Source organism: Candidatus Pelagibacter ubique HTCC1062 (assembly GCF_000012345.1).
Lineage (GTDB): Bacteria > Pseudomonadota > Alphaproteobacteria > Pelagibacterales > Pelagibacteraceae > Pelagibacter > Pelagibacter ubiqueversans.
The window spans coordinates 314,951-338,209 of sequence record NC_007205.1; the positions used below are offsets into that span (position 1 = coordinate 314,951).

A 23,259-nucleotide genomic window follows, 5' to 3' on the forward strand; every position below is an offset into this window, starting at 1 on the left:
ACTTTAATTTTAAGGGGCGATTAATTTCGCCCCTTTTAATTTAATCTCATTTCTAATATAACTCATTAAATGTCAGCAAACTTCCATCCCTTAATTTATTTTATAGATTACTTATTTGGTATGATTATGTGGACTTTAATAGGAAGAGTTGCGATGAATATTTTTCAAAAAGAAGACTCAGAGTTCTTTTTTATGAAGATTTTTGTCAAATATACCGATCCACTAATAAAAATTTTTAAACCAATAACCCCTTCTTTCATTATAGGACCTCTGGTACCATTATATGTAGCATGGTTCTTTTATATGATTAGATTTTACTTTATGCCATGGGTCTTAGGTTATTCTGTAATGGGAATGTTGTCATTTCCTCTAGAAAGTGAAATTTCTAAACAAATTTATCAATTATTTAATTCAATTAAATTTTAAAAATTGATACTAGTAGAGCTAGCAATCAATGAAAAAAATACAAATATCCCCTTCAATTTTATCTGCTGACTTTAGTCAATTAAGAAATGAAATAAAAAGACTTGAAGAAGGTGGTGCAGATATGATCCATGTGGATGTGATGGATGGTCATTTTGTTCCTAATTTAACCATGGGTCCACCAATCATAAAATCATTAAGAAAATTTACAAAACTACCATTTGATGTTCATTTAATGATTTCACCCGTGCATAAGTATATTAAAGATTATGCAGACGCAGGTGCAGATATTATTACTATACACCCAGAAGCAACTGAAAATTTAGCAGTCTCTATTGACCATATTAAAAGTTTAGGAAAAAAAGTAGGGGTTTCTTTAAATCCAGAAAGTAAAATTAATTTAATAACTGACTTATTAAATCAGATAGATTTAGTTTTAATTATGAGCGTAAACCCTGGATTTGGAGGACAAAAGTTTATGCCAGAAGTTTTAGAAAAAATTAAAGAATTAAAAAAAATAAGAGATCAAAAAAATATAGATTTTGATATCGAGATTGATGGTGGAATCAATTTTGATAATAATAAACTAGCAATAGAAGCTGGAGCAAATATTTTAGTTTCTGGGACAACTATATTTAAAAATAACAATGGAGATATAAAAAAAAATATAGACCTTTTAAAATCAAGTTAGAATAATGATTTTAAACAATTCATTTAGTCTTATTAAAAAAAAAATTCGTCACTTTTATTTAAACTCCTATCTATATAATAAAAAAATTACACCCTCTTCTATTGAGTTACTAGAATATCAGCCAAGCCCTAGCTTGTTAGATGGCCTTATAAAATATGATAAAAAAAAGATTAACATAGAAAATTATTCGTTAAATGAAATTTGGGATAATCCAAATTTAAAAGAAAAAGACCAACAAAATTTAAACAGTTTTTTTTGGCTATTTAGCCTAGATCTTAGATCTTCAAAAAAAGATACTCAAAATGTCATTAATCAATGGATTAATACAAATGACAGGTACAACTCTAAAAATTGGAAAATTGATATAATTGGAAAAAGAATAATAGCTTGGATTTCAAATTCTAGGCTTACCTATGAAGATGGCAATATAGATTATAAAGACAAGTTTAACGGCACTATAAAGAAGCAGATCAATCACCTTATTAATGAAATTGAAACCTCTGAATTAATCGATAATAAAATTATAGGGTGTGCAGCTATCATTTTAACTGGTCTATCGTACCCTCAAAATAATAATTATTTAAATACTGGGTTAAGTTTACTAAAAAAATTAGCCAAATATTCATTGGATAATGATGGCTTTCCAAAATCAAGGAATATTAGACAGTTAAGTTTTTACTTAAAATATTTTATATTAATTAGGGAATGGTTCAAAGAATCTCAAAATGAAATACCAGATTTTATAAATGAAAATATATATTATTTAGGTCAGGCTTACGCTTTTATTTGGCAAAACAATAAAATAGATTTTCTCTTTAATGGTAATCATAAAACAAATAACCATAATTTTGACCTTTATTTAAAAAGACTTGGATATAATTTTAAAAATCAAAATAATGAGCTGGGTGGCTATGTTGTCCTTAATAATAAAAAAAATTCTTTAATAATGGATATTGGATCGAGCCCAAATAAAAAATTATCTTCAGATTATCAAGCTGGTGCTTTATCTTTTGAGATTATATCAAATAATAAAAAATTAATTAGTAATTGTGGTTATTTTCAAAAAATTGATCATCAATTAAATGAGATATCTAAGTCAAGCGCAGTCCATAGCACACTAATTTTAGATGATAAATCCTCTTGTAATTTTAACAAAGTAAGAGGTAAAAAATCTAAAATTAATCAAGAATTAAGAATATTAAAAAAAAAAGTAGTATTTGAAAAAAATTATTGGAAAATTAATGCTTCTCATGATGGCTATTCAAAACCACTTGGTATTGTTCATGATCGAGAAATAGAATTTTACCCAGAACAATTAAAATTCATTGGCCATGATAAAATTATTTCTAACAAGGGTATTAAAAACTTAAAATTTGATATTAGATTTCATTTGGAGCCAAATATTCGATTAATGAAAACTCAAGATGAAAAATCAATACTTATTGATCTTGATGGAGAAGGTTGGAAATTTAGCTCAGAAAATTCTAAGATAAATATTGAAGAAGGGTTATATTTTGGAGAAAAAAATTCTTTTACAAATAATCAAAATATATTTATTTCAGGAATGACTAATGAAGAAAATCAAACTATAAGATGGGAAATCACAAAATTATAATGAAAAAAATAAAAAAAGCTCTTATTTCAGTATCTGATAAAAAAGATTTAGGCAGTCTTTTAAGAGTTTTAGCGAAATACAAAATTGAATTAATTAGCTCTGGAGGCACCTTTAAAGAAATAAAGAAACTTAAATTTAAATGCCAAGAAGTTTCAGAGTATACTGGTTCACCAGAAATTCTTGGTGGAAGAGTTAAAACGCTACACCCAAAAATTCATGCTGGTATATTAAGTAAAAGAAACGACAAATCTCACACTAAAGAACTAAAAGCTAATCAATATGATGAAATTGACCTTGTTATTGTTAACTTTTATCCTTTTGAAAAAACTTTAGATCAAACAACCAATCATTCAAAAATAATAGAGAATATTGATGTTGGAGGTCCCACTATGGTTAGGGCAGCTGCCAAAAACTATAACGATGTTACTGTTATTACATCCTCAGATCAATATGAAACCTTAATTAATGAATTGGAAAATAATAAAGGATCAACATCTATTGAATTTAGAGAAAAGATGTCTTTAGAGGCCTTTTCTGAAACAGCTTATTATGATGCTGTAATTTCTAACTATTTTAATAAAATTAAAAAAAACAATTTTCCCAAAAAAAAAATTATTTATGGAAATTTAATTGAAAAATTAAGATATGGTGAAAATCCACATCAAGAAGCTGCCATTTATTCTAAAACTCAAAATCTTAATATTAAACAAATTCATGGTAAGCAGTTAAGTTATAATAATTATAATGATATTTTTTCTGCATTAACAATATCAAAATCTTTACCAAAAAACTCCGGAACCGTTATAGTTAAACATGCTAATCCTTGTGGTGTTTCGATTAATAAAAATAGTTTGAAAAGTTATAAATTGGCTCTTGCTTCTGATCCAGTTAGCGCTTTTGGAGGAATAGTTTCTTGTAATTTCAAAATAAATAAAACTCTAGCATTGGAGCTTAATAAAATTTTCTTAGAGGTTATCATTGCTAATGGTTTTCAAGCTGATGCTTTAAAAATTTTAAAAAAGAAAAAAAATATAAGAATTATTGATGCATCAGAATTTATGATGAAAGATTTAATTAGATTTGGCTCTGTGAATGAATCTATATTAACTCAATCTGAGGATTTAAAAGTTTTTGAACCTAAAGATTTTAAAGTTGTTTCAAAACTAAGACCAAATAAATCTCAATTAAAAAATTTAATTTTTGCATTTAATGTTTGTAGATATGTAAAATCAAATGCAATTGTTCTTGCAAGCCAAGAAGCAACTGTTGGTATTGGCTCAGGGCAACCTAGTAGACTTGATAGCTGTCAAATTGCTATAGATAAAATGAATAAATTTCAAAACTTAAAAGAAGATATTGTGGCAGCCTCTGATGCATTTTTTCCATTTGTTGATGGTATTGAAAAATTAGTACAATCAGGAGTTTCAGCTGTAATACAGCCTTCTGGATCAATTAGAGATAAGGAGATAATAAAATTTGCAAACCAAACTGGTACTATTTTAGTTTTCTCTAAAACAAGACATTTTAGACATTAAAAATTTGATCAATTTTTGCTGCTAAAATAAAATCATTTTCTGACAATCCTTCAATAGCATGAGTAGTAATTATAATTTTAGCATATCCCCAACCAAAAGAAATATCTGGATGATGATTTTCATTTTCAGATATTTCACCAACTTTATTTATAAAATTTTGACTATTAACAAAATTCTTAAAAATAAAATTTTTCTCTAAAAAATATATTTCTTTTGTATTTTTTTTAACATCCCAACCATCAACTTTTTTTTGATATTTATGAATTTCACTAATATCAAAAGGTAAAATTCCACCCTCACATGGTACACATTTTTTATTAAGTAAATCACTCATTGATTAATATGTTTTAAAATTTTGGAGCGGGTCAAGGGAATCGAACCCTCTACCTAATCGTTGGCAACGATTCGCTCTACCAATGAGCTAGACCCGCTTATAAAAGACACTATAAATAGATGGTTTTTTTAGTTCAATCAATAATAAAGTGTTTCATTGGTATATAGATTTTCAAAAATTTGCTAAAAGAAAGAATGAAAAAACAAGATTTACCAAAAACTATCCCTGTATTTCCATTAAGTAACTTTATTATATTTCCTCATACAACAGTTCCATTAAATATATTTGAACCAAGATATATTGAAATGATTAATGATAGTATGAAAACAAACAAGATGATTGGTTTGATTCAACCAAAAAATAATGATGATAGTTCAATCCCTGGTCTTCATAAGGTTGGCTGTTTAGGTAAAATAACCAATTTTAAAGATACATCAGATGGCAGATATATGATTGATCTAAATGGTATAACGCGGTTTGAAGTAACTAAAGAAATTAAAAGTTCAAAACCTTATCGTATTTGCGAAACTACTTATGATAATTTTGAGCTAGATTTAACTTCTGAAAAAAAGAAATTAAAACTTTCTGATCTAGAGCCAATATTTAAAGATTTAAAATTATTATTTGAAAAAAAAGGATATATTATAAATTGGAAATCTTTAGAGAAACAAGATTTGAATGAAACGATAAATGCTCTAGCAATGGCATCTCCTTTTTCACTAGAAGAGAAACAAATTTTATTAGAAAGTAAGAATTTAGAAGCAAGAAAAGATAAAATTTCTGAAATACTGAGTACTTACAGTTTTGATGATTTTCACAATACAACTATTCAGTAGACTTAAAAATTTATTCCTACATCAGCTAGTTTAATAAAATAATTATTTAGATTTTTATTTTTTCCAATGTTTTTAATAATTTTGCTAAAGCTTTTATTTTGAACTTTTTTATCTAAATTGAAAGATTCATAAATTAAGTCTATGGCTTTAGAAAAAACAAAGTTTTTATCCTTCGTTTTTTTTTCAAATTCATCAAATATTTGTGAATCTAATTGCATACCCAATTCAATTTTGTCTTCAATAATTTTAGTTAGAATTCTAAGATCTCGTATTGTCATATTAAATCCCTGTCCTGCTAATGGGTGCACTCTGTGAAGCATGTCTCCAAAAGCTAAGATATTTTTATGATAATAGTTTCTTAAATTTGAAGAACTCAACTCAAAACTATTTAATTTATCAATTTTGTTAATTAGATATTTGGGGTTATTTTTATTAATTAAATCTATTACATCGCTATTATCAAATTTTTTATTCTTAATATCCATTGAGTATACTACAGATGTTTCGGTGCTAGAGATTGGTAAAAATGCAATTGGACCTTGCTTTGTAAAAATTTGAGTTGCTGTATTATTCTCTATTTTTTTATGTTTTAAAATAGTGGTATAAGCAAGATTATAATAATTTTTACTAATTTTTTTTGTAAAGTACTTTTTCGCTAAAAAATTATTTGCATCACAATTTATTATTAAATCATATCCTTTTTTATTTAAAAACTCCTCATTTATATTTTTGCTTAATATTATTTTTTTAAAAAATTTATTTTTAATAAGGTTACTATTTAACGATTTTAGAAGCTCATCATTTTTTATAATATAAAATAGATCATTTTTATCATTTTCAAATTTTAATAAATTTTCTGTATCAATTTTATCAGTATAAATTTCTATTCTATTTATTTTCCAGTAATTATTTTTTGAAATTTGAAAAATTTTTTCTTTGAAAAATTCAAAATTACTTTTGGATATTCCTATTGTTCTATTGGAGGAAAAATTACTATTTTTACTCTTATAATAATAATGAACATTTATTTTTTTATTTATAAGGCTTTTAGCTAAAGATAGAGCAGTTAGACCTTCACCAATAATACAAACATTCATAATAATTTTAATTTTAACAATAAAAATTAGATGATACAAAGTGATTAATTAGACTCATTTATTTATGGAATTTAAAAAATTAGCCAACAATACAATTAATTTCGGTATAAACAGAATTATAGAAACTGCTGGAATTGCTTTTGTTATAATTGGTCTTCTTTTGTTGGTTTCCCTTGCAACTTTTTCTCCCGATGACCCTAATTTTATTTTCCCAGATAATACAGAAATTAAAAATTTGCTTGGTTTTAATGGAAGTTACACAGCTGATCTTTTTTTTCAAACCTTTGGACTCATTTCTTTATTAATTCCATTTACGCTCATATTTTCTGGCATAAATATAGTTCTGAATAAGAAAATTTTTTTGATATTTGAAAGTATTTTTTATTCAGTTCTTTATTCTTCATTTGGTTCTTTATTTTTTTCTTTTTTTTACCCTACTGCCTTCAACCTTTATATTAATGGAAATGGTGGTTTTATTGGAAAATATTTAGAAACAACTTTTTTAACTTCTTTAATTAATATTAATTCTCAAATTTCTTATTACTTTTTAATTTTAATTATTTTAGTTTTATTTTTAATTAGTATTCATTTTAAAATTATTTATTTTTATAAATTAATAAAAAAACTTTTTAAATTAATCTTTATAAAAAAAGAAAAGAGTTATACTAATGAAAATGAGATAATTAGTGAATTTATACCACAAGAAGAAATTACAAATTTAATTCAAGAAGATTTACCTTTTATAAAAAGTGAAAATAAATCTCCAAGTAAAAAAATTCGCTTCAAACTACCTACTATCGACTTACTTAAAATCCCAACACAAAAAGATAGGGGAAAACTAAAAGATGAAGATTATATTGATAGTGAATTTTTAGAAAAAATCTTATTAGATTTTGGGGTTAGTGGGGATATAAAGAAGGTTAGTCATGGCCCTGTAGTAACACTAAATGAATTTGAGCCAGCAGCAGGTGTTAAAGTATCAAAAATTATTAATCTTTCAGATGATATTGCTCGGAATACTAGCTCTGAATCTGCAAGAATTGCTACTATTCCAGGACGTAGCACCATCGGTATAGAGCTTCCAAATTCTAGTCGTGAGAATGTTTATTTAAGTGAAATACTCTCTAACTCTGATTTTAATAAAAAAGATATTCGATTACCAATTGCACTTGGCAAGAACATTTCTGGTGTTCCTATTGTTGGAGACTTAGCTTCTATGCCTCATTTATTAATTGCTGGAACTACTGGATCAGGTAAATCTGTTTGTATAAATACTATTATCTTGTCGTTACTCTACAGGCACACACCAGACAAATGTAAGTTCATACTCATCGATCCTAAAATGCTTGAACTATCAACCTATGAAGGCATACCTCACTTATTGTGTCCTGTGATTACTGAGGCAAAAAAAGCTGCTTCTGTCTTAGGTTGGGTTGTTAAAGAGATGGAAAATAGATACCGACTTATGACCAAAGAAGGAGTTCGTAATATTGATGGCTATAATGCTAAGCATACTTTGGCTATGCCCTATATTGTTGTTGTAGTAGATGAAATGTCTGACCTAATGCTTGTTGCTGGTAAAGAAATAGAAAATTATATTCAAAAATTATCACAAATGGCAAGAGCTGCTGGAATTCACATTATAATGGCCACACAAAGACCAAGTGTTGATGTTATTACAGGAACTATTAAAGCAAATTTTCCAACCAGAATATCTTTTCAGGTAACCTCAAAAATAGATAGTAGAACAATTTTAGGCGAACAAGGTGCAGAGCAACTACTTGGCAAGGGAGATATGCTTTATATGTCTTCAGCAAATAGGATCGTTAGAATTCATGCTCCATTTGTATCTGAAACTGAAATTGAAAAAGTTAATAATTATTTAAGAAGTCAAGCAGAGCCAGATTATATAGATGAAATCCTAAATTTCGCTGATGAGAAAGAATTGAGTGGAGAAACTTCTAGCTCTGGAGATAAAGATGAGTTGTACCAGGCTGCACTTGATATCATTAAATCAGAGGGCAAGGCATCTACTTCATTTTTACAAAGAAAATTGCAAATAGGGTATAATAGAGCTGCAAGAATTATTGATATGATGGAAGCTGACGGGGTTGTGAGTAAAGCTAATCATGTTGGTAAAAGAGATGTGCTTTAATGCTTAAAGTAATAATCATCTTATTGTTTTTCAGTTTTTATCTTCCAGGCAACTCATCCCCAAAAGATAAAATAATTTCGCAAATGAAACTTACTAATAATTTAAATTTTAATTTCAAACAAACCATTAATGATAAAAGTGAAGATGGAAAATGTATCATTGAATATCCTAAAAAAATTTTTTGTGTATACAATAATGCTAATAAAAAAATTTTAGTTTCAAATGGAAGTTCTTTAGTTATTGAGACTAATAATAAAGGAAGTTATTATCGTTACCCACTTAACAAAACTCCTTTAGAATTTTTACTAGATAAAGAATATCTAATTTCTAAGATAGAAAAACTGGAACCAAGGGATATCGACAATAAGTATTTAAATTTTAAAATTTTTGAGAATAATAATGAAATTAATATTTTTTTTGATAAGAAAGATTTAAATTTGATTGGATGGCAAACTAAAGATATTTATCAAAATTTATCAATAACATTTATTTCTTCTATCAAAAAAAACCAAGAGATAGATGGAAATATTTTTAAATTACCTGAAAATAATTAATCATCTAATTAAGGTTTCAGACTTAAAATTTTTCATACCTCTAGCTAGATAATTTTTTAACGCATTTTTGTGATCTAGAGAACAAGTGTGAAGCCAAACTCTTACACCACCCATATTAAATGAGCATTTAATTGCCTCACTTAATAAATATCCTCCTAATTTTTTTCCAAAATATTCTTCTAAAATTCCAAAATAAGCAATTTCAGCTTCTTTGCTTTGTTTATTAAATAACAGTTCAAAATAGCCAGCTATTTCACCTTTATCTTTAAGAATGTATGTAAATAACTGATCATTAGAAACATAATCTGTCCATTTTAAATCTGTCCAAATAAGTCTATCAATCCATTGACAATTCTTACCAATGGATTTGTAAAAAAATTTATTTAATTGAAAATCTTTTGGTTCTACAAGCTCTACAGAATAATTCTCTGCAGGCCTCTTAACTTCTTTTAATTCATCTAGAGATCTTATCTCTAAATAACTTCGATAAATTTTTTCTGTCACACAACCATTTTTCCAACTTTTTCTCCTCCAAATAAATGGAAGTGTAAATGTGGAACCTCTTGACCGCCATCTTCACTCAAATTTGTTAAAGCTCTATAACCTTTACCTGTGTCTGTTGAGATATTTAATATTTTCGAAACTTCTGAAATAGCTTTACTTAATGCAATTATCTCTTGATCTGAAGCTCTAGCATTAAAATCATCTAAATCAATGTACTCACCTTTTGGAATAACTAGTGCATGTATTTTTTTTTGAGGACTTATATCATGAAAAGAAAGGACATATTCATTTTCAAATATTTTTTTACAAGGAATTTCTTTTCTCAAAATTTTTGCAAAAATATTATTTTTGTCGTAACTCATTATCTATTATTCTTTTCTTCAATACCTGATTGTTTTTTTCTGCCTTCCAACTCTTTTAAGACGTCTTCAAACTTAATATCAGCAGCCTCAAGTGTGACCAATATATGATAAATTGTATCTGCTGCTTCGTGGACTATATTAGATTTATCATTTAGGGCCTCTTTTAGTTCATCAAATTCTTCTTCCATTTTATCTATACATTTTGACAGGCCACCTGATAATAATGATGAAGTATAAGATTTATCTTCATCCTTATTTTTTCTGTCTCTAATTGTATTTACTAAATTTAATAGATTTTCTGACATCTTTAAATCCTAACGGGAATTCCTTTTGAATTCAAATATTGTTTAGCTTCATTAATTGAATGTGTTCCGTAATGAAAAATTGAAGCTGCTAGTACAGCGCTAGCATTGCCAAGCCTAATACCATCCACAAGGTGATCCAGGTTACCTACTCCGCCAGAGGCAATTATGGGTATGTTAACTGTTGAAGATATTTTAAACATTAAATCATTATCATAACCAATTTGGGTGCCATCTCTATCCATAGAAGTAACTAATAATTCTCCTGCTCCATTATCTTCCATTTTTTTTGCAAATTCTATTGCATCTATATTTGTGTTGTTTCTTCCACCATGAGTAAAAACCTCCCATTTATCGCCATTTTTTTTAGCATCTATTGCAACAACAATACACTGTGATCCAAATTTTTTTGAACTTTCAATTATCATTTCAGGGCTTTGAACTGCCGCAGTATTGATTGAAACTTTATCTGCACCACAATTTAATAATTTATTAATATCCTCGACTCCTCTAACCCCGCCCCCAACCGTTAACGGCACAAAACATTTTTTAGACGTTCTTTCAACCACATCATATATTGTGTCTCTATTTTCTTTGGAAGCAGTAATGTCTAAAAAACAAATCTCATCAGCACCACCATCACTATAAATTTTAGCTTGCTCAACTGGATCACCGGCATCCTTTAAATCTACAAAGTTAATTCCTTTAACAACTCTTCCATTTTTAACATCTAAACAGGGTATAATTCTATTTTTAAGCATCTAATTCTTTTACTAATTCTTCCAATTTAATATCACCATCATAAATAGCCTTACCAACTATTATTCCTTCAATATTTTTTAAACCTTTTGCTTTTTTAATGTCGTCAATTGAAGATACCCCTCCTGAAATAATTACCGGGCAATTAGATACATTTGCAACATTAGTTGTTTCTTCAAAATTAGGACTTTCTTTAGTGCCATCTCTATTTATGTCTGTATAGATTAATCTGCTTGCACCATAATCGTTTACTTCTTTTAAAAAATCTAAAGTCAATTGATTAGAATTTTCCTTCCATCCTGAAACCGACAAGTATCCATCTTTAGCATCTAGACCTAAGGCAATTTTGTTTGGAAATTTTTGACATGCTTCTTTTAAAAAATTTTTATTTTTTATAGCTGCGCTTCCTAAAATAACTTTTTCAACTCCTGCATTTATATATTTTTCAATACTATCAATGCTTCTAACGCCTCCACCTACTTCAATTTTTAAATCAAATTTATGAACTATTTCTTTAATAATATCCAGGTTAACTGTCTCTCCTGTTAAGGCGCCATCTAAATCAACAATATGTAAATTTTTAAAGCCATGATCTTTGTATTTACCAGCTTGATCAACTGGTGATATTTCATATTCAGTTTTATTATTAAAGTCCCCTTTAATTAATCTTACACATTTTTTGTCCTTAATATCTATAGCTGGAAATATTTTCATATTTATAAATTTAAAAAATTTTCTATGATTTTAAGTCCTAATTTATCACTTTTTTCAGGGTGAAACTGAGTTCCAAAAATATTTTCTTTTTCGACTGAGCAAACAATATTTGATGAATAATCTGTTGTTGCTGAAATTACACTTTTATCATCTGGAATAAATTCATAGCTGTGTACAAAATACATATGTGATTTATTTTTTATGCCCTCAAAAATCTTGCTTTCTTTAACAATATTAATTTCGTTCCAACCAATGTGCGGAAGTTTGAATTTATTATTTTGATTATCAATCTTTGAAACTTTTCCTGAAATCCAACCAAGCCCTTTTGTTTCAGTTTCTTCATATCCAAGATCTGCAAACATCTGTAAACCAACACAAATTCCAAGAAGAGGTTTTTTATTAGTGACTGTAAACTCATTTAGTGTCTCTACTAAACCATTTATGGCATTTAATGCATCAACACAGCTCTTAAACGATCCCTGTCCTGGTAAAACTACCTTGTCACTTGATCTAATCTTATTTAAGTCTGATGTTACTTCGATATTTACTTTATCTTTAGCGACTTCTTTAAAGGAATTTATTACAGAGCTGATATTTCCTGAATTATAATCAACAATTGTGACATTCATTAAACTTATAATGAGCCTTTAGTTGATGGAATGCTTTTCTTGTTTCTAGGGTCTATCTCTAAAGCTATTCTTAATGACCTTGCTAGAGCCTTATAACAAGACTCAATTATATGATGACTATTATCTCCATAAATATTTTCCATGTGCAAAGTTATTCCTGCTGATTGAGAGAAAGCTTGAAACCATTCTTTAAAAAGTTCTGTGTCCATCTCTCCAAGTCTTTCTACTTTTAATTTAACTTTCCATATTAAATAAGGTCTATTTGAAACATCAATTGCAACTCTTGTTAATGTTTCATCCATTGGGATCATTGCATGAGCGTATCTCTTAATTCCTTTAAAATCTTTCAATGCTTTTTTTAAAGCCTCACCTATAGCAATTCCTGTATCTTCTGTTGTGTGGTGAAGATCTATATGAGTATCTCCTTTTGCTTTAACTTTTAAATCAATCAGTGAATGCTTTGATAATTGTTCAAGCATATGATCTAAAAAACCTATTCCGGTATCAATTTTATATTGACCTTTACCATCAATATTAACTTCAACACTAATGCTGGTTTCTTTTGTTTTTCTGGAAACTTTTCCAATTCTGTTCATAATATATAATATGTATATAGGGATTAATTAACTATATCAATATTTGCAATCTGCTACTTGAAGAATAAAAATTAATATCCATTTATAATCTATGACTACAATAGTGCTTATTAGAAAAAACAATGAAGTAGTGGTTGCTGGAGACGGGCAAGTTAGTATGGGCAATACTGTTATAAAAAGCACTGCTGCAAAAGTTAGAAAAATTGAAAAAAGAAATGTAATAGCTGGATTTGCTGGGTCAACTGCAGATGCATTAACTTTGTTTGAAAGACTAGAAGCAAAACTTGAAAAACATGCTGGTAATCTTCCAAGAGCAGCTGTCGAGTTAGCAAAAGACTGGAGAACTGACAAATATTTGAGAAGACTTGAGGCTTTAATGGCTATTGGTGATAAAGAGAATAGCTTTATAATTTCAGGAACTGGTGATGTGTTAGAACCAGAGGGTGATGCCATAGGTATAGGATCAGGTGGAAATTATGCTTTGGCTGCTGCAAAAGTTTTATTGGATACAGATTTGAGTGCTGAAGAAGTTGCAAGAAAAGCAATTCAAGTTGCATCTGAAATTTGTGTATTCACTAATAATAATATTAAAATTGAAAAAATTTAATGAAAGACACAAACGTTACACCTTTTCCAAAAGAAAAAACTGAAAAGAAAGATAACTCTTTAGTCAGTTCTTTATCACCTAGAGAAATAGTTTCTGAATTAGATAGATATGTTGTTGGACAAAATAAAGCTAAAAAAGCAGTGGCTATTGCTTTAAGAAATAGATGGAGAAGACAAGCTTTAAAAGGTGAAATGAAGAATGAAGTTTTACCTAAAAATATTTTAATGATTGGGCCAACTGGGGTTGGTAAAACAGAAATTTCTAGAAGACTATCTAAGTTAGCTGAAGCTCCTTTTGTAAAGGTAGAAGCCACAAGATTTACTGAGGTTGGGTATGTAGGGAGAGATGTTGAACAAATTATAAGAGATCTTCTTGAAATTGCAATTGCAATGGAGAAAGTAAAAAAAAGAAAAGAAGTTCATGCAAAGGCACAAAAATTAGCAGAAGAAAAAGTTTTAGATGCTCTAGTTGGAGATAAAGCAAGTCTTGCTACTAGAGAAAGTTTTAGAAAAAGATTAAGAGATGGTGATTTAGATGATAACGAAATTGAAATTGAAGTAAATAATAGTGGCTCTCAAGCTGCATTTGAAATTCCTGGAATGCCTGGAGCAAACATAGGAATGATAAATATTGGAGAGATGATTGGAAAATCTGTTGGTAATAAACAAAAAAAGAAGAAAATGACTGTCAAAGAATCTCATGAAATTTTAATTAATGATGAAGCTGACAAGTTAATAGAAGAAGATAAAATTATAAAATCAGCAAAAGATTCAACAGAAAATAATGGGATAGTTTTTTTAGATGAAATAGATAAAATTTCAGGAAGAACAGATAGATCTGGTGGAGATGTTTCTAGAGAAGGAGTACAAAGGGATTTACTTCCTTTAATTGAGGGAACAACAGTAAGTACAAAATATGGTACAATTAAAACTGATCATATCTTATTTATTGCCTCTGGAGCCTTCCAGCTTGCTAAACCTTCAGACTTACTTCCAGAGTTACAGGGTAGACTTCCAATAAGAGTTGAACTTGAAGCTTTAACCAGTGATGACTTTAAAAGAATTCTTAAAGAACCAGACTATAGTTTGATAAAACAATATATTGCTCTTTTAAAAACAGAAAACGTTGAGCTAGAATTTTCTGATGATGGTATCGATGCAATTGCTAATATGGCTTCAGAAGTTAATAACACTGTAGAAAATATTGGTGCTAGAAGACTTCATACTATTATAGAAAGAATATTAGATGATATCAGTTTTACTGCAACAGATAGGGCTGGTGAAAAAATTATAATAGATTCTAATTATGTAAAACAAAATCTAGATGAGCTTGTTAAGGATACAGATTTATCTAAATTTATTCTTTAAATTTGTTTTTATTTTTAAGATAAATATAAAAAGCTCCACTACCACCATCTTCAATCTTAGCATCTGTTGTTTCAATAATAAATTGAGTTAAACTTATATTTTTTTCAATAAATTCTGGAACTGAATATTTTAGTATACTCAAATCTTTTGAGAGGTAAGGATTTTCAATATTTTTAGATCTTAGTCCTTTGCCTGTAATCACTATTATTTTAGTAACATTTTCATCAAAACATTTTTGAATAAATTGTTCTATGGCCTTATTTGCTTCTTCAATAGTGTAACCATGCAAATCTATTTTCTTTATCTTTTCATATCTTATATTTTTTTTAAGAATAAAATCTTTATTGGGAATTTTATCTTTATTATTTAAAAAGTTTTCCCAGTCTTGTTTGTTTTCGTCTGGATTATTTATATTTTTTTGTTTTGCAGAATTTTTATTGATAATTTTTTTTTTATTGTTTAGGAAATTTTCCCAATCTTCTTTATCTTTGTCTGTTATCTTCTTAATCAATTAGGTAATAGTATTAATTAATAACCAATTTGGATTTGATGATTTAATGTCTTTTGAAAAAACCCAAGTATCATAAACAGTTTTTATTTTATCACTATCCCCTGATACAATATTTTTATCTTTATCTTTTATACATGTTATAATTTCACTAACAAAATCTACTGTAACTTCTAAGCTATCTTCAATTTTTTTATGCGTTTTAATTACAGCTGACTTAATCCCTATAAAAGTTATTTCAGCAAAATGACCTTTGTTAGCTCTATCTTCAAGCGCCTCTTTAAACTGATCATAAATTTTTTTACTTAAAAGCGGTTTGCTTGCTATCAGCTTATTATCACTATCACTAAAATCTGTAATAATTGTTTCATAAGCAATTTTGGCGCCTTTTAAAAATTCTTTTTGTGACACTTCATCAAAATTTTCACTAACTGGTTTTGGGGTTATATTTGTTTTTTGAAATTCCTTTTCAAATTGTGGTGGAATTTTTCCTTCGAAACCAGTTTTTTTACCAAGTATTCCTCTTAGACGAAGAAAGATAAAACCAGCAATCATTGCTAAAAGAATAATATCTATGTACTCAAAACTATAACTCATAATTTAATAATATTTACTATGTTGATTAATTACAACTAGCAATTTAGACTAAGGACAAATGAACACATTTTTATTATTATTAGTTGGTATTCCAATCGTTGAGATTTATTTGTTTATCAAGCTGGGTTCTCAAATTGGAGCCTTTAACACCATTTTACTTATCTTTATTACGGCTTTTTTTGGGGTTATCTACGCCAGATATGAGGGCTTTAACACTCTAAAGTCGGGAATGTCTCAAATGGTAAAAAATGAACTGCCAGTTTATGAAATTATTTCAGGTGCAGCTTTAGCATTTGCAGCATTACTTTTGATTTTACCTGGTTTTGCTACAGACTTCTTGGGTTTATTAATAATATTTCCACCAACAAGAAAATTGATATTTAAAAAAGTATCAATTAAAAAAAAGCCTATAAATAAAAAACAAGATTTTATTAATGGTGAATTTGAAGATATAGAGGATGAAAATGACAGAAAATTATAAAATCATTGGAAATTTTATTAAAGATATGTCGAGTGAAACACCTGACACTCCAACATATATATTTGTAAGAGATAAAATTTCTAAATACAAATTAAACATTGATATTAATTCAAAGGCAGTGAAAAATGGAATTATTGAAGTTAACACAATCTTAAGATTTTCAGACCAACCTGAAATTTTAAAAAAAGCACATTTTGAGATAACTTACACATCTATAGTTAAAGTAGATGAAAAGGTTTCTGATAAAAAAGAAATGGAAAAAATTATTCTATGTGATGTCCCTAATAAAATTTATCCTGACCTAGAGAGAATATTTTTAAATTTATTAACCGACTCTGGTTATCCTGGAATAAAATTTGAAAAAAAAATTGATTTTACTGAATTATACAAACAAAGAGCTAATTAAAAAAATTCTTCTTTAAACTATTTTTTAAATATTCTTTATGAAGTTTAAGTTCTGCCTCTGATGGTTTAACTACTTTTTTGTAATACCGATTTGTGTCATTGGAGTTTATTATTATTTTTTCATTATCTTCATTTTTAAAATTTAAAGTTGGTTCTTTTTGATCAAGAAGATTAATATAAACTTTAGCTAATAAATCACAGTCAATAAGAGCAGTATGTTGTGTTCTTTTTGAGTTATCTATTCTGTATCTTTTGCACAACGCATCAAGACTTATTGGAGAGCCTGGAAATTTGTCCCTGGCTAAAGCAAGCGTATCCACAACATTTTCACTATTTAATTTTTCCTTGCCTAGCAATGATAATTCATTATTTAAGTGAGATAGATCAAATTCAGCGTTATGTATTACAAGTCTCTTATTTTCTATAAAAACTAAAAACTCATCAACTATATCTCCAAACTTTTTGTGAGTAGATAAAAATTCATCCGTATAACCATGAACTTCTAGGGCTTTTTCAGAAACTTTTCTTTCAGGATTAAGATAGCAGTGAAATCTATTTTTAGTTGGTATCAAATTTTCTAACTCGATGCATCCAATTTCTACAATTCTATGTCCATCTCTAACAGATAGTCCTGTTGTTTCAGTGTCTAGTATCACTTCTTTCATTTTATATAATTTCTTTTAGTATTTTTTTTACACTTTTCTTAACAAGCTTATTGGTAAAATTATTTTTAATAACATGATTCGCTTTTTTCTTTTTATAACTAAGTGGTAACTGTATTTTTTTAAATTGATTATATAAATTTAAATTAAAATTATCTCTTTTTTTTATTCTTTTAATAATTTCACTTTTTTTTGACTGAACAAAAACTATTATATCACTTTTTTGGTTTAATTTATTTTCTAATAAAAGAGGAATGTCTAAAATTATAGCTTTTCTTTTTTTATTTTTTTTTAAAAAAATAGTTAATTTCTTTCTAACTTCTGGATGAATAATTTTAGTAATTTTTTTTAAATTTTTTTCACTGTCCTCTATTGCTTTTATAATTTGTATTTTGTTTGCTGGAAATGCTGAAAAATATTTAGGTAAAATTTTTTTTAATTTTCTAAAACAATTTTTGTTTTTTTTATATATACTTGCTACTTCTTGATCTGCATTAAAAACTGGATAACTAAAAAGTTTAGCAATATGACTTTTTCCAGAACCAATATCCCCTACAACTGCAATTTTAATCATACATCTAAAAGATTAATTGTTTCACTGTCTACTTCTGGAACAATTTTATGCCAGATAAAAAAGGCTTTTTGAGCTTGATAAATAAACATCATTTTACCATTCTTTGTTATTCCACCGTACTTTTTTGCATTTTTTAAAAAATTTGTTTCTGGTGGATTATAAATTACATCATAAAAAAATTTGTCTTTGCTTATTTTTTGATAATTAATATTAATTTCATCTTCTTCTTTTAATCCAATGCTTGTTGCGTTTATGATCATATCAAAATCTATAGTTTCTCCCCATTTAATTATCTCAATTTCTGGAAAGTGTTTCTTCAACTCTATTGCCTTTAATTCTGTACGATTACTTAAATAAATTTTTTCAATTTGGATTTTTTTAAGTGCAATAATAATTGAAGAGACAACTCCACCCGCCCCAAGTATTAGAGCCTTTTTATTTTTAACATTTTGTTCTGTTTTTTCTAAACTAAGTTTAAAACCCTCAATATCAGTGTTATCACCTATAATTTTATTATCTCTTTTATAAATTGTATTTACCGATTGAGAAATTTCTGCTTCCTCGCTCAGCTCATCTAAAAAAGGTATAATCATCTTTTTAAAAGGGACTGTTATATTTAATCCATGAATTTTTTCTTTTCTAATATTAAAAATTAAATCTTCTATTTCGCTATGATCTAAAAGATTTTTTTCATAGGTTGCATTAATTTTATATTTTTTGATCCAATAATTATGTAGTTTTGGCGATAGGCTATGTTTAATTGGATTTCCTATAACTAAAAAAGTTTTTTTCATTTTATAATTTTAAGATATTCTTTAATTTTTTTGACTGGAAGGCCCATAATTGTATCTTCATCTCCTTCTATCTTTGAAAATAAATTTCTTCCTTCTCCTTCAATTTGATAAACATTATAAGCATACAGATCCTTATCAGAAATTTTTTTTAGGTAGTTCTCTAATTCTAAAAAAGTCATATTTTTCATGGTTAATGAGGCTTTATCAGTGTAATTCCATATCATTGATCCACCCCTTGATATACAAACTGAACTTATCAATTGATGAGTTTTTCCATTCATCCTTTTTAAAATTTCTAGTGCCTCTTCTCTATCATTTGGTTTTGAGATTATTTTGCCTTCTAAATCTATTACGCTATCTGCACCAAGTACAATTTCTTCTGTAAATTTTTGGCTAATTTTATTGGCCTTTAATTCTGCTAGATTTTTTGAAATAATCGTTGGAGTTACTTTTTCTTTTAACAAACTTTCTTTAACACTATCCTCATCCACATTAGATGGCTCCACCCTGAATTGAATATTATTTTCCTCTAAAATCTTTTTTCTCACACCACTTTTTGATGCAAGTATAATTTCTTTAACCATTATTTTTGTTTATTTCATATATTTTAATGATCGATGCTGCAGTCTCTTCCACTGATTTTCTAGTAACATCAATTGTTGGCCATTTGTATTTGATAAATGTTTTTTTGGCTTCGTTAATTTCTTTTTCTATCTTATTGATATTTGTATAGTTTGTATTTTCTTTTTCTTTAAGAGCATTCATTCTGTTTTTTCTAATATCAACTAAGCGCTGAGGTTCGGTTGTTAAACCCACTACACAAGAAAGTTTAGGGTTCTTTTTTAAGCTTTCTGGTATTGATTGTTCATTTACTAAAGGAATATTCAAAGTTTTATAACCTCTATTAGCAAGATAAATTGATGTTGGTGTTTTGCTTGTTCTGCTTACCCCCAATAATATCAAATCTGCTTTATCTACATCCTCAACAAGGTTGCCATCATCATGAGCCATAGTAAATTGGATGGCCTCTATTCTTTCATAATACTCTTCATTTAAAGCATGTTGCCCGCTTGGAACGTGAGATGCTTTTTGATTTAAAAGTTTTGAGAAGTTCATTATTAAATTTCCTAAAACACTAAAACATGGAATTTTCTTTTCATCTCCTTTGTTTGCTAAAAATTTTGCAAGTGAAGTGTCAACAATCGTATATAAAATTATTGCATTATCATTTTTTTTTGCCTCATCCATTATTTTTGAAACTTGATTTTCTGTTCTTGTAAAAAAATAAGATTTAACATCATATTTTATATTTTTGAATTGAGCCTTAATTGCTAGAAAAACTCTATCTAGTGTTTCACCTGTGGAGTCAGAAATAAGGTATATTTGATATGTATTACTCATGAATAAAATGTTGATAATTAAGTATTATTTTTATCATTCTTCAAAATAATCTTGTTTATTATTTTTCTTTGTAAAAACCCATTTTTATAAACATTAATAAACATGTTAAGCAATAATATACATTTTATCTAATAATATTAAATAAACCCTTAAATTTAAGACTATGTGCTAATTCTATAAATTATTAATTGTTAATAAATCATGTATAAAAACTGAAAAACAATTAATTACCATTATTCACATACTATATAACTAATACTATAATTAAATATTTACTTATTATTATGACACCCATCCAAGAAACCATAATAAACAAAAAAACTAATAATTCTCCAATATGGTTAATGAGACAGGCAGGTAGATATTTACCAGAATTTAGAGAAATTAGAAAATTAAATCCAGATTTTATAAACTTATGTCTAAACGAAAACCTATCTTCAGAAATAACCTTACAACCTCTTAAAAGATTTGACTTAGATGCGGCTATAATTTTTTCAGATATTTTAATGATCCCATATGGATTAAACCAAGAAGTAAAATTTGAAAAAAATTTTGGTCCAAAACTGGGTTTATTAGATTTAGAAAAAATATCTAAGATTGATGAAATTGATTTTGTAGAAAAATTATATCCAGTTTATAAATCAATCAAAAAAGTTAGTGAAGACAATTTAATAAAAAATAAAAATTTAATAGGATTTGTGGGTGCACCATGGACATTGTTAGTTTATATGATTAATAAACATTCCCCAAAAAAAGAATTAGTAAAAGATTTTTTTAAAGATGAATTTTTAATAAATAGGGTTTTAATAATTTTAGAAAAGTTTTTAAAATTACATATTGACCAGCAAATTAAAAACGGTGCAACTGTAATTCAAATTTTTGACAGTTGGGCGGGTCTCCTGGAAGAAAAAGACCTACCAAACTATGTGTATGTTCCAACACTAAATTTAGTGAATTATATTAAATCATTAAATATTCCTGTAATTTGTTTCCCCAGAGGAATAAAAAATTATAAAAATTATTGCGATATTGTTAAACCTGATGCAGTTAATATTGATTATGATGTTGATCCTGTTTCAGCATGTAAAGAAATAAAAATACCAGTTCAAGGAGGGCTCGATCCTAAAATTTTATTAACGGACAAAGAAAATTTGAAAAAAGAGACTTTAAAATATTTAAACACCTTTAAAGATCATCCCTATATATTTAATTTGGGTCATGGGGTGTTACCCGAAACCAATCCAAATATGGTAGAGTATTTGGTTAAAATAGTGAAAGATTATTAAATGAAAAAAGCAGTAATTTTGTTTAACCTTGGTGGTCCTGATAAAATTGAAAATGTTGAGCCATTTTTATTTAACTTATTTAATGATCCAGCAATTCTAAATTTACCAACTATATTAAGATACCCTTTGGCAAAACTGATATCCAACAGAAGAGCACCCGTTGCTAAAAAAATTTATAAAGAGCTAGGTGGCTCATCACCGATACTAAAATTAACCATGGCGCAATCAAAAGCACTTGAAACAAAATTAAACCAAACCGAAATCGATAGCGAATATAAATGTTTTATTGTAATGAGGTGTTGGAACCCTAGAGCAAATGATGTGATCAAAGACGTTCAATCATTTAACCCTGAAGAAATTATTTTGATGCCTCTCTATCCACAATATTCTGCTGCAACTTCTGGGTCTTCAATTAAAGAGTGGAGAGATGTTTGTAAAAAAAACAACTACCATGTTAAAACAAACACAATATGCTGTTATCCAACAGATCAAAATTTTATCAATGCACACACAAAAGAAATAATAAAAAAAATTAAAGATCTTAAAAATTTTAAATTAATATTTTCTGCGCACGGCCTGCCAGAAAAAAATATTAAAAAAGGAGACCCCTATCAATGGCAAGTAGAACAATCTGTTAAAAAAATAGTTGAAAATTTGAACATTGAAAACTTGGATTGGATATTAAGTTATCAAAGTAGAGTTGGACCACTGAAATGGATAGGTCCGTCCACTGAAGATATAATTGTTGAAAATTCTAAACTTGCGAAACATATTGTTTTGGTCCCTATCGCATTTGTTTCTGAACACTCAGAGACACTGGTTGAATTAGATATAGAGTATAAGGAGATTGCAGACGCTAATGGATGCAAAAATTATACACGAGTTCCAGCTCTTGGCACTAATGAGGATTTTATTAAAGCAATGTCGGAATTAATAATAAAAAAAAATGAATATAAATTTAGTGAAAACCTTTATCCTCCCAAAATTCAGTGTCCTTCAAATTTTAAAAAGTGTCCTTGTTTAAATTATGAATAGTTATCTTTTGTTTAAAAGTCTTCATTTGATAGCCGTAATTTCTTGGATGGCTGGCCTTTTGTATCTTCCAAGAATTTTTGTTTACCATATTGAAAATATTGATCATAAAATTTCTTCCTCAATATTTAAAACAATGGAAAGAAAATTATTTTATTTTATCATGATGCCAGCAATGATTTTATCTTGGCTCTTTGGATTAATATTAATCTCTGTTATTGGCCATGAGGTTATTTTAACACTTTGGTTAAAACTAAAATTAATATTAATAACTTTATTAACAATTTATCATTTCTATTTAGGAAAATTACTTAATGATTTTAAGCTAGATCAAAATACTAAATCCTCTAAATTTTTTAGAATAATTAATGAAGTGCCAACAATATTGCTTATTTTGGTTGTTTTTATTGTTATATTTAAACCGATCTAGACTTGAAAT

30 protein-coding genes and 1 tRNA gene are annotated in these 23,259 nt (G+C 27.5%); 14 read left to right on the forward strand and 17 right to left on the reverse strand.

All coding sequences use genetic code 11. The features are described from left to right. Nucleotides 1–69 precede the first annotated feature (69 nt). From SAR11_RS01595 to purH, 4 genes are read left to right on the forward strand one after another with little or no spacing between them, the layout of a single operon-like run. Nucleotides 70–426: a hypothetical protein gene (locus SAR11_RS01595; RefSeq protein WP_006997590.1), complete on the forward strand. Its 357-nt coding sequence runs from the start codon at nt 70–72 to the stop codon at nt 424–426. Between the two features lie 28 nt (nt 427–454). Further along, nucleotides 455–1,114: a ribulose-phosphate 3-epimerase gene (rpe, locus tag SAR11_RS01600; RefSeq protein WP_011281627.1), complete on the forward strand. Its 660-nt coding sequence runs from the start codon at nt 455–457 to the stop codon at nt 1,112–1,114. Nucleotides 1,115–1,118: 4 nt separating this feature from the next. After that, complete coding sequence (locus SAR11_RS01605; RefSeq protein ID WP_011281628.1) at nt 1,119–2,729, forward strand: heparinase II/III family protein; 1,611 nt, start codon at nt 1,119–1,121, stop codon at nt 2,727–2,729. Beyond that, nucleotides 2,708–4,264: a bifunctional phosphoribosylaminoimidazolecarboxamide formyltransferase/IMP cyclohydrolase gene (gene purH, locus SAR11_RS01610; RefSeq protein ID WP_006997587.1), complete on the forward strand. Its 1,557-nt coding sequence runs from the start codon at nt 2,708–2,710 to the stop codon at nt 4,262–4,264. The genes SAR11_RS01605 and purH overlap by 22 nt, the downstream gene beginning before the upstream one ends. Here the strand turns inward: purH and SAR11_RS01615 are convergent. Continuing rightward, nucleotides 4,254–4,598: a 4a-hydroxytetrahydrobiopterin dehydratase gene (locus SAR11_RS01615; RefSeq protein ID WP_006997586.1), complete on the reverse strand. Its 345-nt coding sequence runs from the start codon at nt 4,596–4,598 to the stop codon at nt 4,254–4,256. The genes purH and SAR11_RS01615 overlap by 11 nt on opposite strands. Nucleotides 4,599–4,620: 22 nt before the next feature. Beyond that, nucleotides 4,621–4,695: transfer RNA gene (locus tag SAR11_RS01620), tRNA-Gly, on the reverse strand. A gap of 97 nt (nt 4,696–4,792) precedes the next feature. Here SAR11_RS01620 and SAR11_RS01625 point away from each other — a divergent pair. Further along, nucleotides 4,793–5,434, forward strand: a complete 642-nt coding sequence (locus SAR11_RS01625; protein ID WP_006997585.1) for an LON peptidase substrate-binding domain-containing protein — start codon at nt 4,793–4,795, stop codon at nt 5,432–5,434. Nucleotides 5,435–5,436: 2 nt separating this feature from the next. On the opposite strand, the gene SAR11_RS01630 is transcribed toward SAR11_RS01625, so the two are convergent. Next, nucleotides 5,437–6,531, reverse strand: a complete 1,095-nt coding sequence (locus SAR11_RS01630) for an FAD-dependent monooxygenase (RefSeq protein ID WP_230454316.1) — start codon at nt 6,529–6,531, stop codon at nt 5,437–5,439. Between the two features lie 64 nt (nt 6,532–6,595). Here SAR11_RS01630 and SAR11_RS01635 point away from each other — a divergent pair, with 64 nt between their 5' ends. Both SAR11_RS01635 and SAR11_RS01640 read left to right on the forward strand, forming a co-directional pair. Beyond that, complete coding sequence (locus tag SAR11_RS01635) at nt 6,596–8,686, forward strand: FtsK/SpoIIIE family DNA translocase (RefSeq protein ID WP_011281630.1); 2,091 nt, start codon at nt 6,596–6,598, stop codon at nt 8,684–8,686. After that, a complete protein-coding gene (locus SAR11_RS01640) occupies nt 8,686–9,240 on the forward strand; it encodes a LolA family protein (protein WP_006997582.1) in 555 nt (184 codons plus the stop codon). The genes SAR11_RS01635 and SAR11_RS01640 overlap by 1 nt, the downstream gene beginning before the upstream one ends. Here the strand turns inward: SAR11_RS01640 and SAR11_RS01645 are convergent, their stop codons facing one another. Genes SAR11_RS01645 through hisB form a run of 7 tightly spaced genes read right to left on the reverse strand, consistent with a single transcriptional unit; the run spans nt 9,241 to nt 13,106 of the window. Beyond that, nucleotides 9,241–9,744, reverse strand: a complete 504-nt coding sequence (locus SAR11_RS01645; RefSeq protein ID WP_006997581.1) for a GNAT family N-acetyltransferase — start codon at nt 9,742–9,744, stop codon at nt 9,241–9,243. Beyond that, nucleotides 9,741–10,106 carry an HIT domain-containing protein gene (locus tag SAR11_RS01650; RefSeq protein ID WP_006997580.1) on the reverse strand — a complete coding sequence of 122 codons (366 nt, stop codon included), beginning with the start codon at nt 10,104–10,106 and terminating at the stop codon, nt 9,741–9,743. The genes SAR11_RS01645 and SAR11_RS01650 overlap by 4 nt, the downstream gene beginning before the upstream one ends. Continuing rightward, nucleotides 10,106–10,411, reverse strand: coding sequence for a phosphoribosyl-ATP diphosphatase (hisE, locus tag SAR11_RS01655; RefSeq protein ID WP_006997579.1), 306 nt, complete (start codon nt 10,409–10,411; stop codon nt 10,106–10,108). Before hisE ends, SAR11_RS01650 begins: the two co-directional genes overlap by 1 nt. 2 nt (nt 10,412–10,413) lie before the next feature. After that, complete coding sequence (gene hisF / locus SAR11_RS01660; RefSeq protein WP_011281631.1) at nt 10,414–11,169, reverse strand: imidazole glycerol phosphate synthase subunit HisF; 756 nt, start codon at nt 11,167–11,169, stop codon at nt 10,414–10,416. Next, a complete protein-coding gene (hisA, locus tag SAR11_RS01665; protein ID WP_006997577.1) occupies nt 11,162–11,881 on the reverse strand; it encodes a 1-(5-phosphoribosyl)-5-[(5-phosphoribosylamino)methylideneamino]imidazole-4-carboxamide isomerase in 720 nt (239 codons plus the stop codon). The genes hisF and hisA overlap by 8 nt, the downstream gene beginning before the upstream one ends. A 2-nt stretch (nt 11,882–11,883) precedes the next feature. After that, complete coding sequence (gene hisH, locus SAR11_RS01670; RefSeq protein ID WP_006997576.1) at nt 11,884–12,510, reverse strand: imidazole glycerol phosphate synthase subunit HisH; 627 nt, start codon at nt 12,508–12,510, stop codon at nt 11,884–11,886. Nucleotides 12,511–12,515: 5 nt separating this feature from the next. After that, nucleotides 12,516–13,106 (reverse strand): imidazoleglycerol-phosphate dehydratase HisB, encoded by a 591-nt coding sequence (hisB, locus tag SAR11_RS01675; RefSeq protein WP_011281632.1) that lies wholly within the window; start codon nt 13,104–13,106, stop codon nt 12,516–12,518. A gap of 91 nt (nt 13,107–13,197) precedes the next feature. On the opposite strand from hisB, the gene hslV reads away from it, so the two are divergent. Both hslV and hslU read left to right on the forward strand, forming a co-directional pair. Then, on the forward strand, nt 13,198–13,713 hold the full coding sequence (gene hslV, locus SAR11_RS01680) for an ATP-dependent protease subunit HslV (RefSeq protein WP_011281633.1): 516 nt from the start codon (nt 13,198–13,200) through the stop codon (nt 13,711–13,713). Then, the gene (gene hslU, locus SAR11_RS01685) at nt 13,713–15,080 is read left to right on the forward strand and encodes an ATP-dependent protease ATPase subunit HslU (RefSeq protein WP_011281634.1); all 1,368 of its coding nucleotides are present in this window, start codon (nt 13,713–13,715) and stop codon (nt 15,078–15,080) included. The genes hslV and hslU overlap by 1 nt, the downstream gene beginning before the upstream one ends. Here the strand turns inward: hslU and SAR11_RS01690 are convergent. Then, the gene (locus tag SAR11_RS01690; RefSeq protein ID WP_006997572.1) at nt 15,070–15,591 is read right to left on the reverse strand and encodes a Smr/MutS family protein; all 522 of its coding nucleotides are present in this window, start codon (nt 15,589–15,591) and stop codon (nt 15,070–15,072) included. The two genes, hslU and SAR11_RS01690, sit on opposite strands and share 11 nt — an antisense overlap. Beyond that, nucleotides 15,592–16,185, reverse strand: a complete 594-nt coding sequence (locus tag SAR11_RS01695) for a Tim44/TimA family putative adaptor protein (protein WP_011281635.1) — start codon at nt 16,183–16,185, stop codon at nt 15,592–15,594. Between the two features lie 58 nt (nt 16,186–16,243). Between SAR11_RS01695 and SAR11_RS01700 the strand changes: the two genes are divergently transcribed. Both SAR11_RS01700 and SAR11_RS01705 read left to right on the forward strand, forming a co-directional pair. Then, nucleotides 16,244–16,666, forward strand: coding sequence for an FxsA family protein (locus tag SAR11_RS01700; protein ID WP_006997570.1), 423 nt, complete (start codon nt 16,244–16,246; stop codon nt 16,664–16,666). Then, entirely contained in the window at nt 16,650–17,072 is a 423-nt protein-coding gene (locus SAR11_RS01705; protein ID WP_006997569.1) for a protein-export chaperone SecB, read from the forward strand. The genes SAR11_RS01700 and SAR11_RS01705 overlap by 17 nt, the downstream gene beginning before the upstream one ends. Here SAR11_RS01705 and dnaQ read toward each other — a convergent pair. From dnaQ to SAR11_RS01730, 5 genes are read right to left on the reverse strand one after another with little or no spacing between them, the layout of a single operon-like run. Next, nucleotides 17,065–17,736, reverse strand: a complete 672-nt coding sequence (gene dnaQ, locus SAR11_RS01710) for a DNA polymerase III subunit epsilon (protein ID WP_006997568.1) — start codon at nt 17,734–17,736, stop codon at nt 17,065–17,067. The two genes, SAR11_RS01705 and dnaQ, sit on opposite strands and share 8 nt — an antisense overlap. Before the next feature lies 1 nt (nt 17,737). After that, complete coding sequence (coaE, locus tag SAR11_RS01715; RefSeq protein WP_011281636.1) at nt 17,738–18,307, reverse strand: dephospho-CoA kinase; 570 nt, start codon at nt 18,305–18,307, stop codon at nt 17,738–17,740. Beyond that, nucleotides 18,304–19,101 (reverse strand): shikimate dehydrogenase, encoded by a 798-nt coding sequence (gene aroE, locus SAR11_RS01720; protein ID WP_006997566.1) that lies wholly within the window; start codon nt 19,099–19,101, stop codon nt 18,304–18,306. Before aroE ends, coaE begins: the two co-directional genes overlap by 4 nt. Further along, nucleotides 19,098–19,685 (reverse strand): Maf family protein, encoded by a 588-nt coding sequence (locus tag SAR11_RS01725; RefSeq protein ID WP_011281637.1) that lies wholly within the window; start codon nt 19,683–19,685, stop codon nt 19,098–19,100. The genes aroE and SAR11_RS01725 overlap by 4 nt, the downstream gene beginning before the upstream one ends. Continuing rightward, nucleotides 19,678–20,502, reverse strand: a complete 825-nt coding sequence (locus tag SAR11_RS01730; protein ID WP_006997564.1) for a pyruvate, water dikinase regulatory protein — start codon at nt 20,500–20,502, stop codon at nt 19,678–19,680. The genes SAR11_RS01725 and SAR11_RS01730 overlap by 8 nt, the downstream gene beginning before the upstream one ends. A 284-nt stretch (nt 20,503–20,786) precedes the next feature. On the opposite strand from SAR11_RS01730, the gene hemE reads away from it, so the two are divergent. Genes hemE through hemJ form a run of 3 tightly spaced genes read left to right on the forward strand, consistent with a single transcriptional unit; the run spans nt 20,787 to nt 23,250 of the window. Further along, nucleotides 20,787–21,788 carry a uroporphyrinogen decarboxylase gene (gene hemE, locus SAR11_RS01735; RefSeq protein WP_011281638.1) on the forward strand — a complete coding sequence of 334 codons (1,002 nt, stop codon included), beginning with the start codon at nt 20,787–20,789 and terminating at the stop codon, nt 21,786–21,788. Then, nucleotides 21,789–22,823: a ferrochelatase gene (gene hemH / locus SAR11_RS01740; RefSeq protein WP_011281639.1), complete on the forward strand. Its 1,035-nt coding sequence runs from the start codon at nt 21,789–21,791 to the stop codon at nt 22,821–22,823. Then, nucleotides 22,816–23,250 carry a protoporphyrinogen oxidase HemJ gene (hemJ, locus tag SAR11_RS01745; protein WP_011281640.1) on the forward strand — a complete coding sequence of 145 codons (435 nt, stop codon included), beginning with the start codon at nt 22,816–22,818 and terminating at the stop codon, nt 23,248–23,250. The genes hemH and hemJ overlap by 8 nt, the downstream gene beginning before the upstream one ends. Nucleotides 23,251–23,259: the final 9 nt, after the last annotated feature.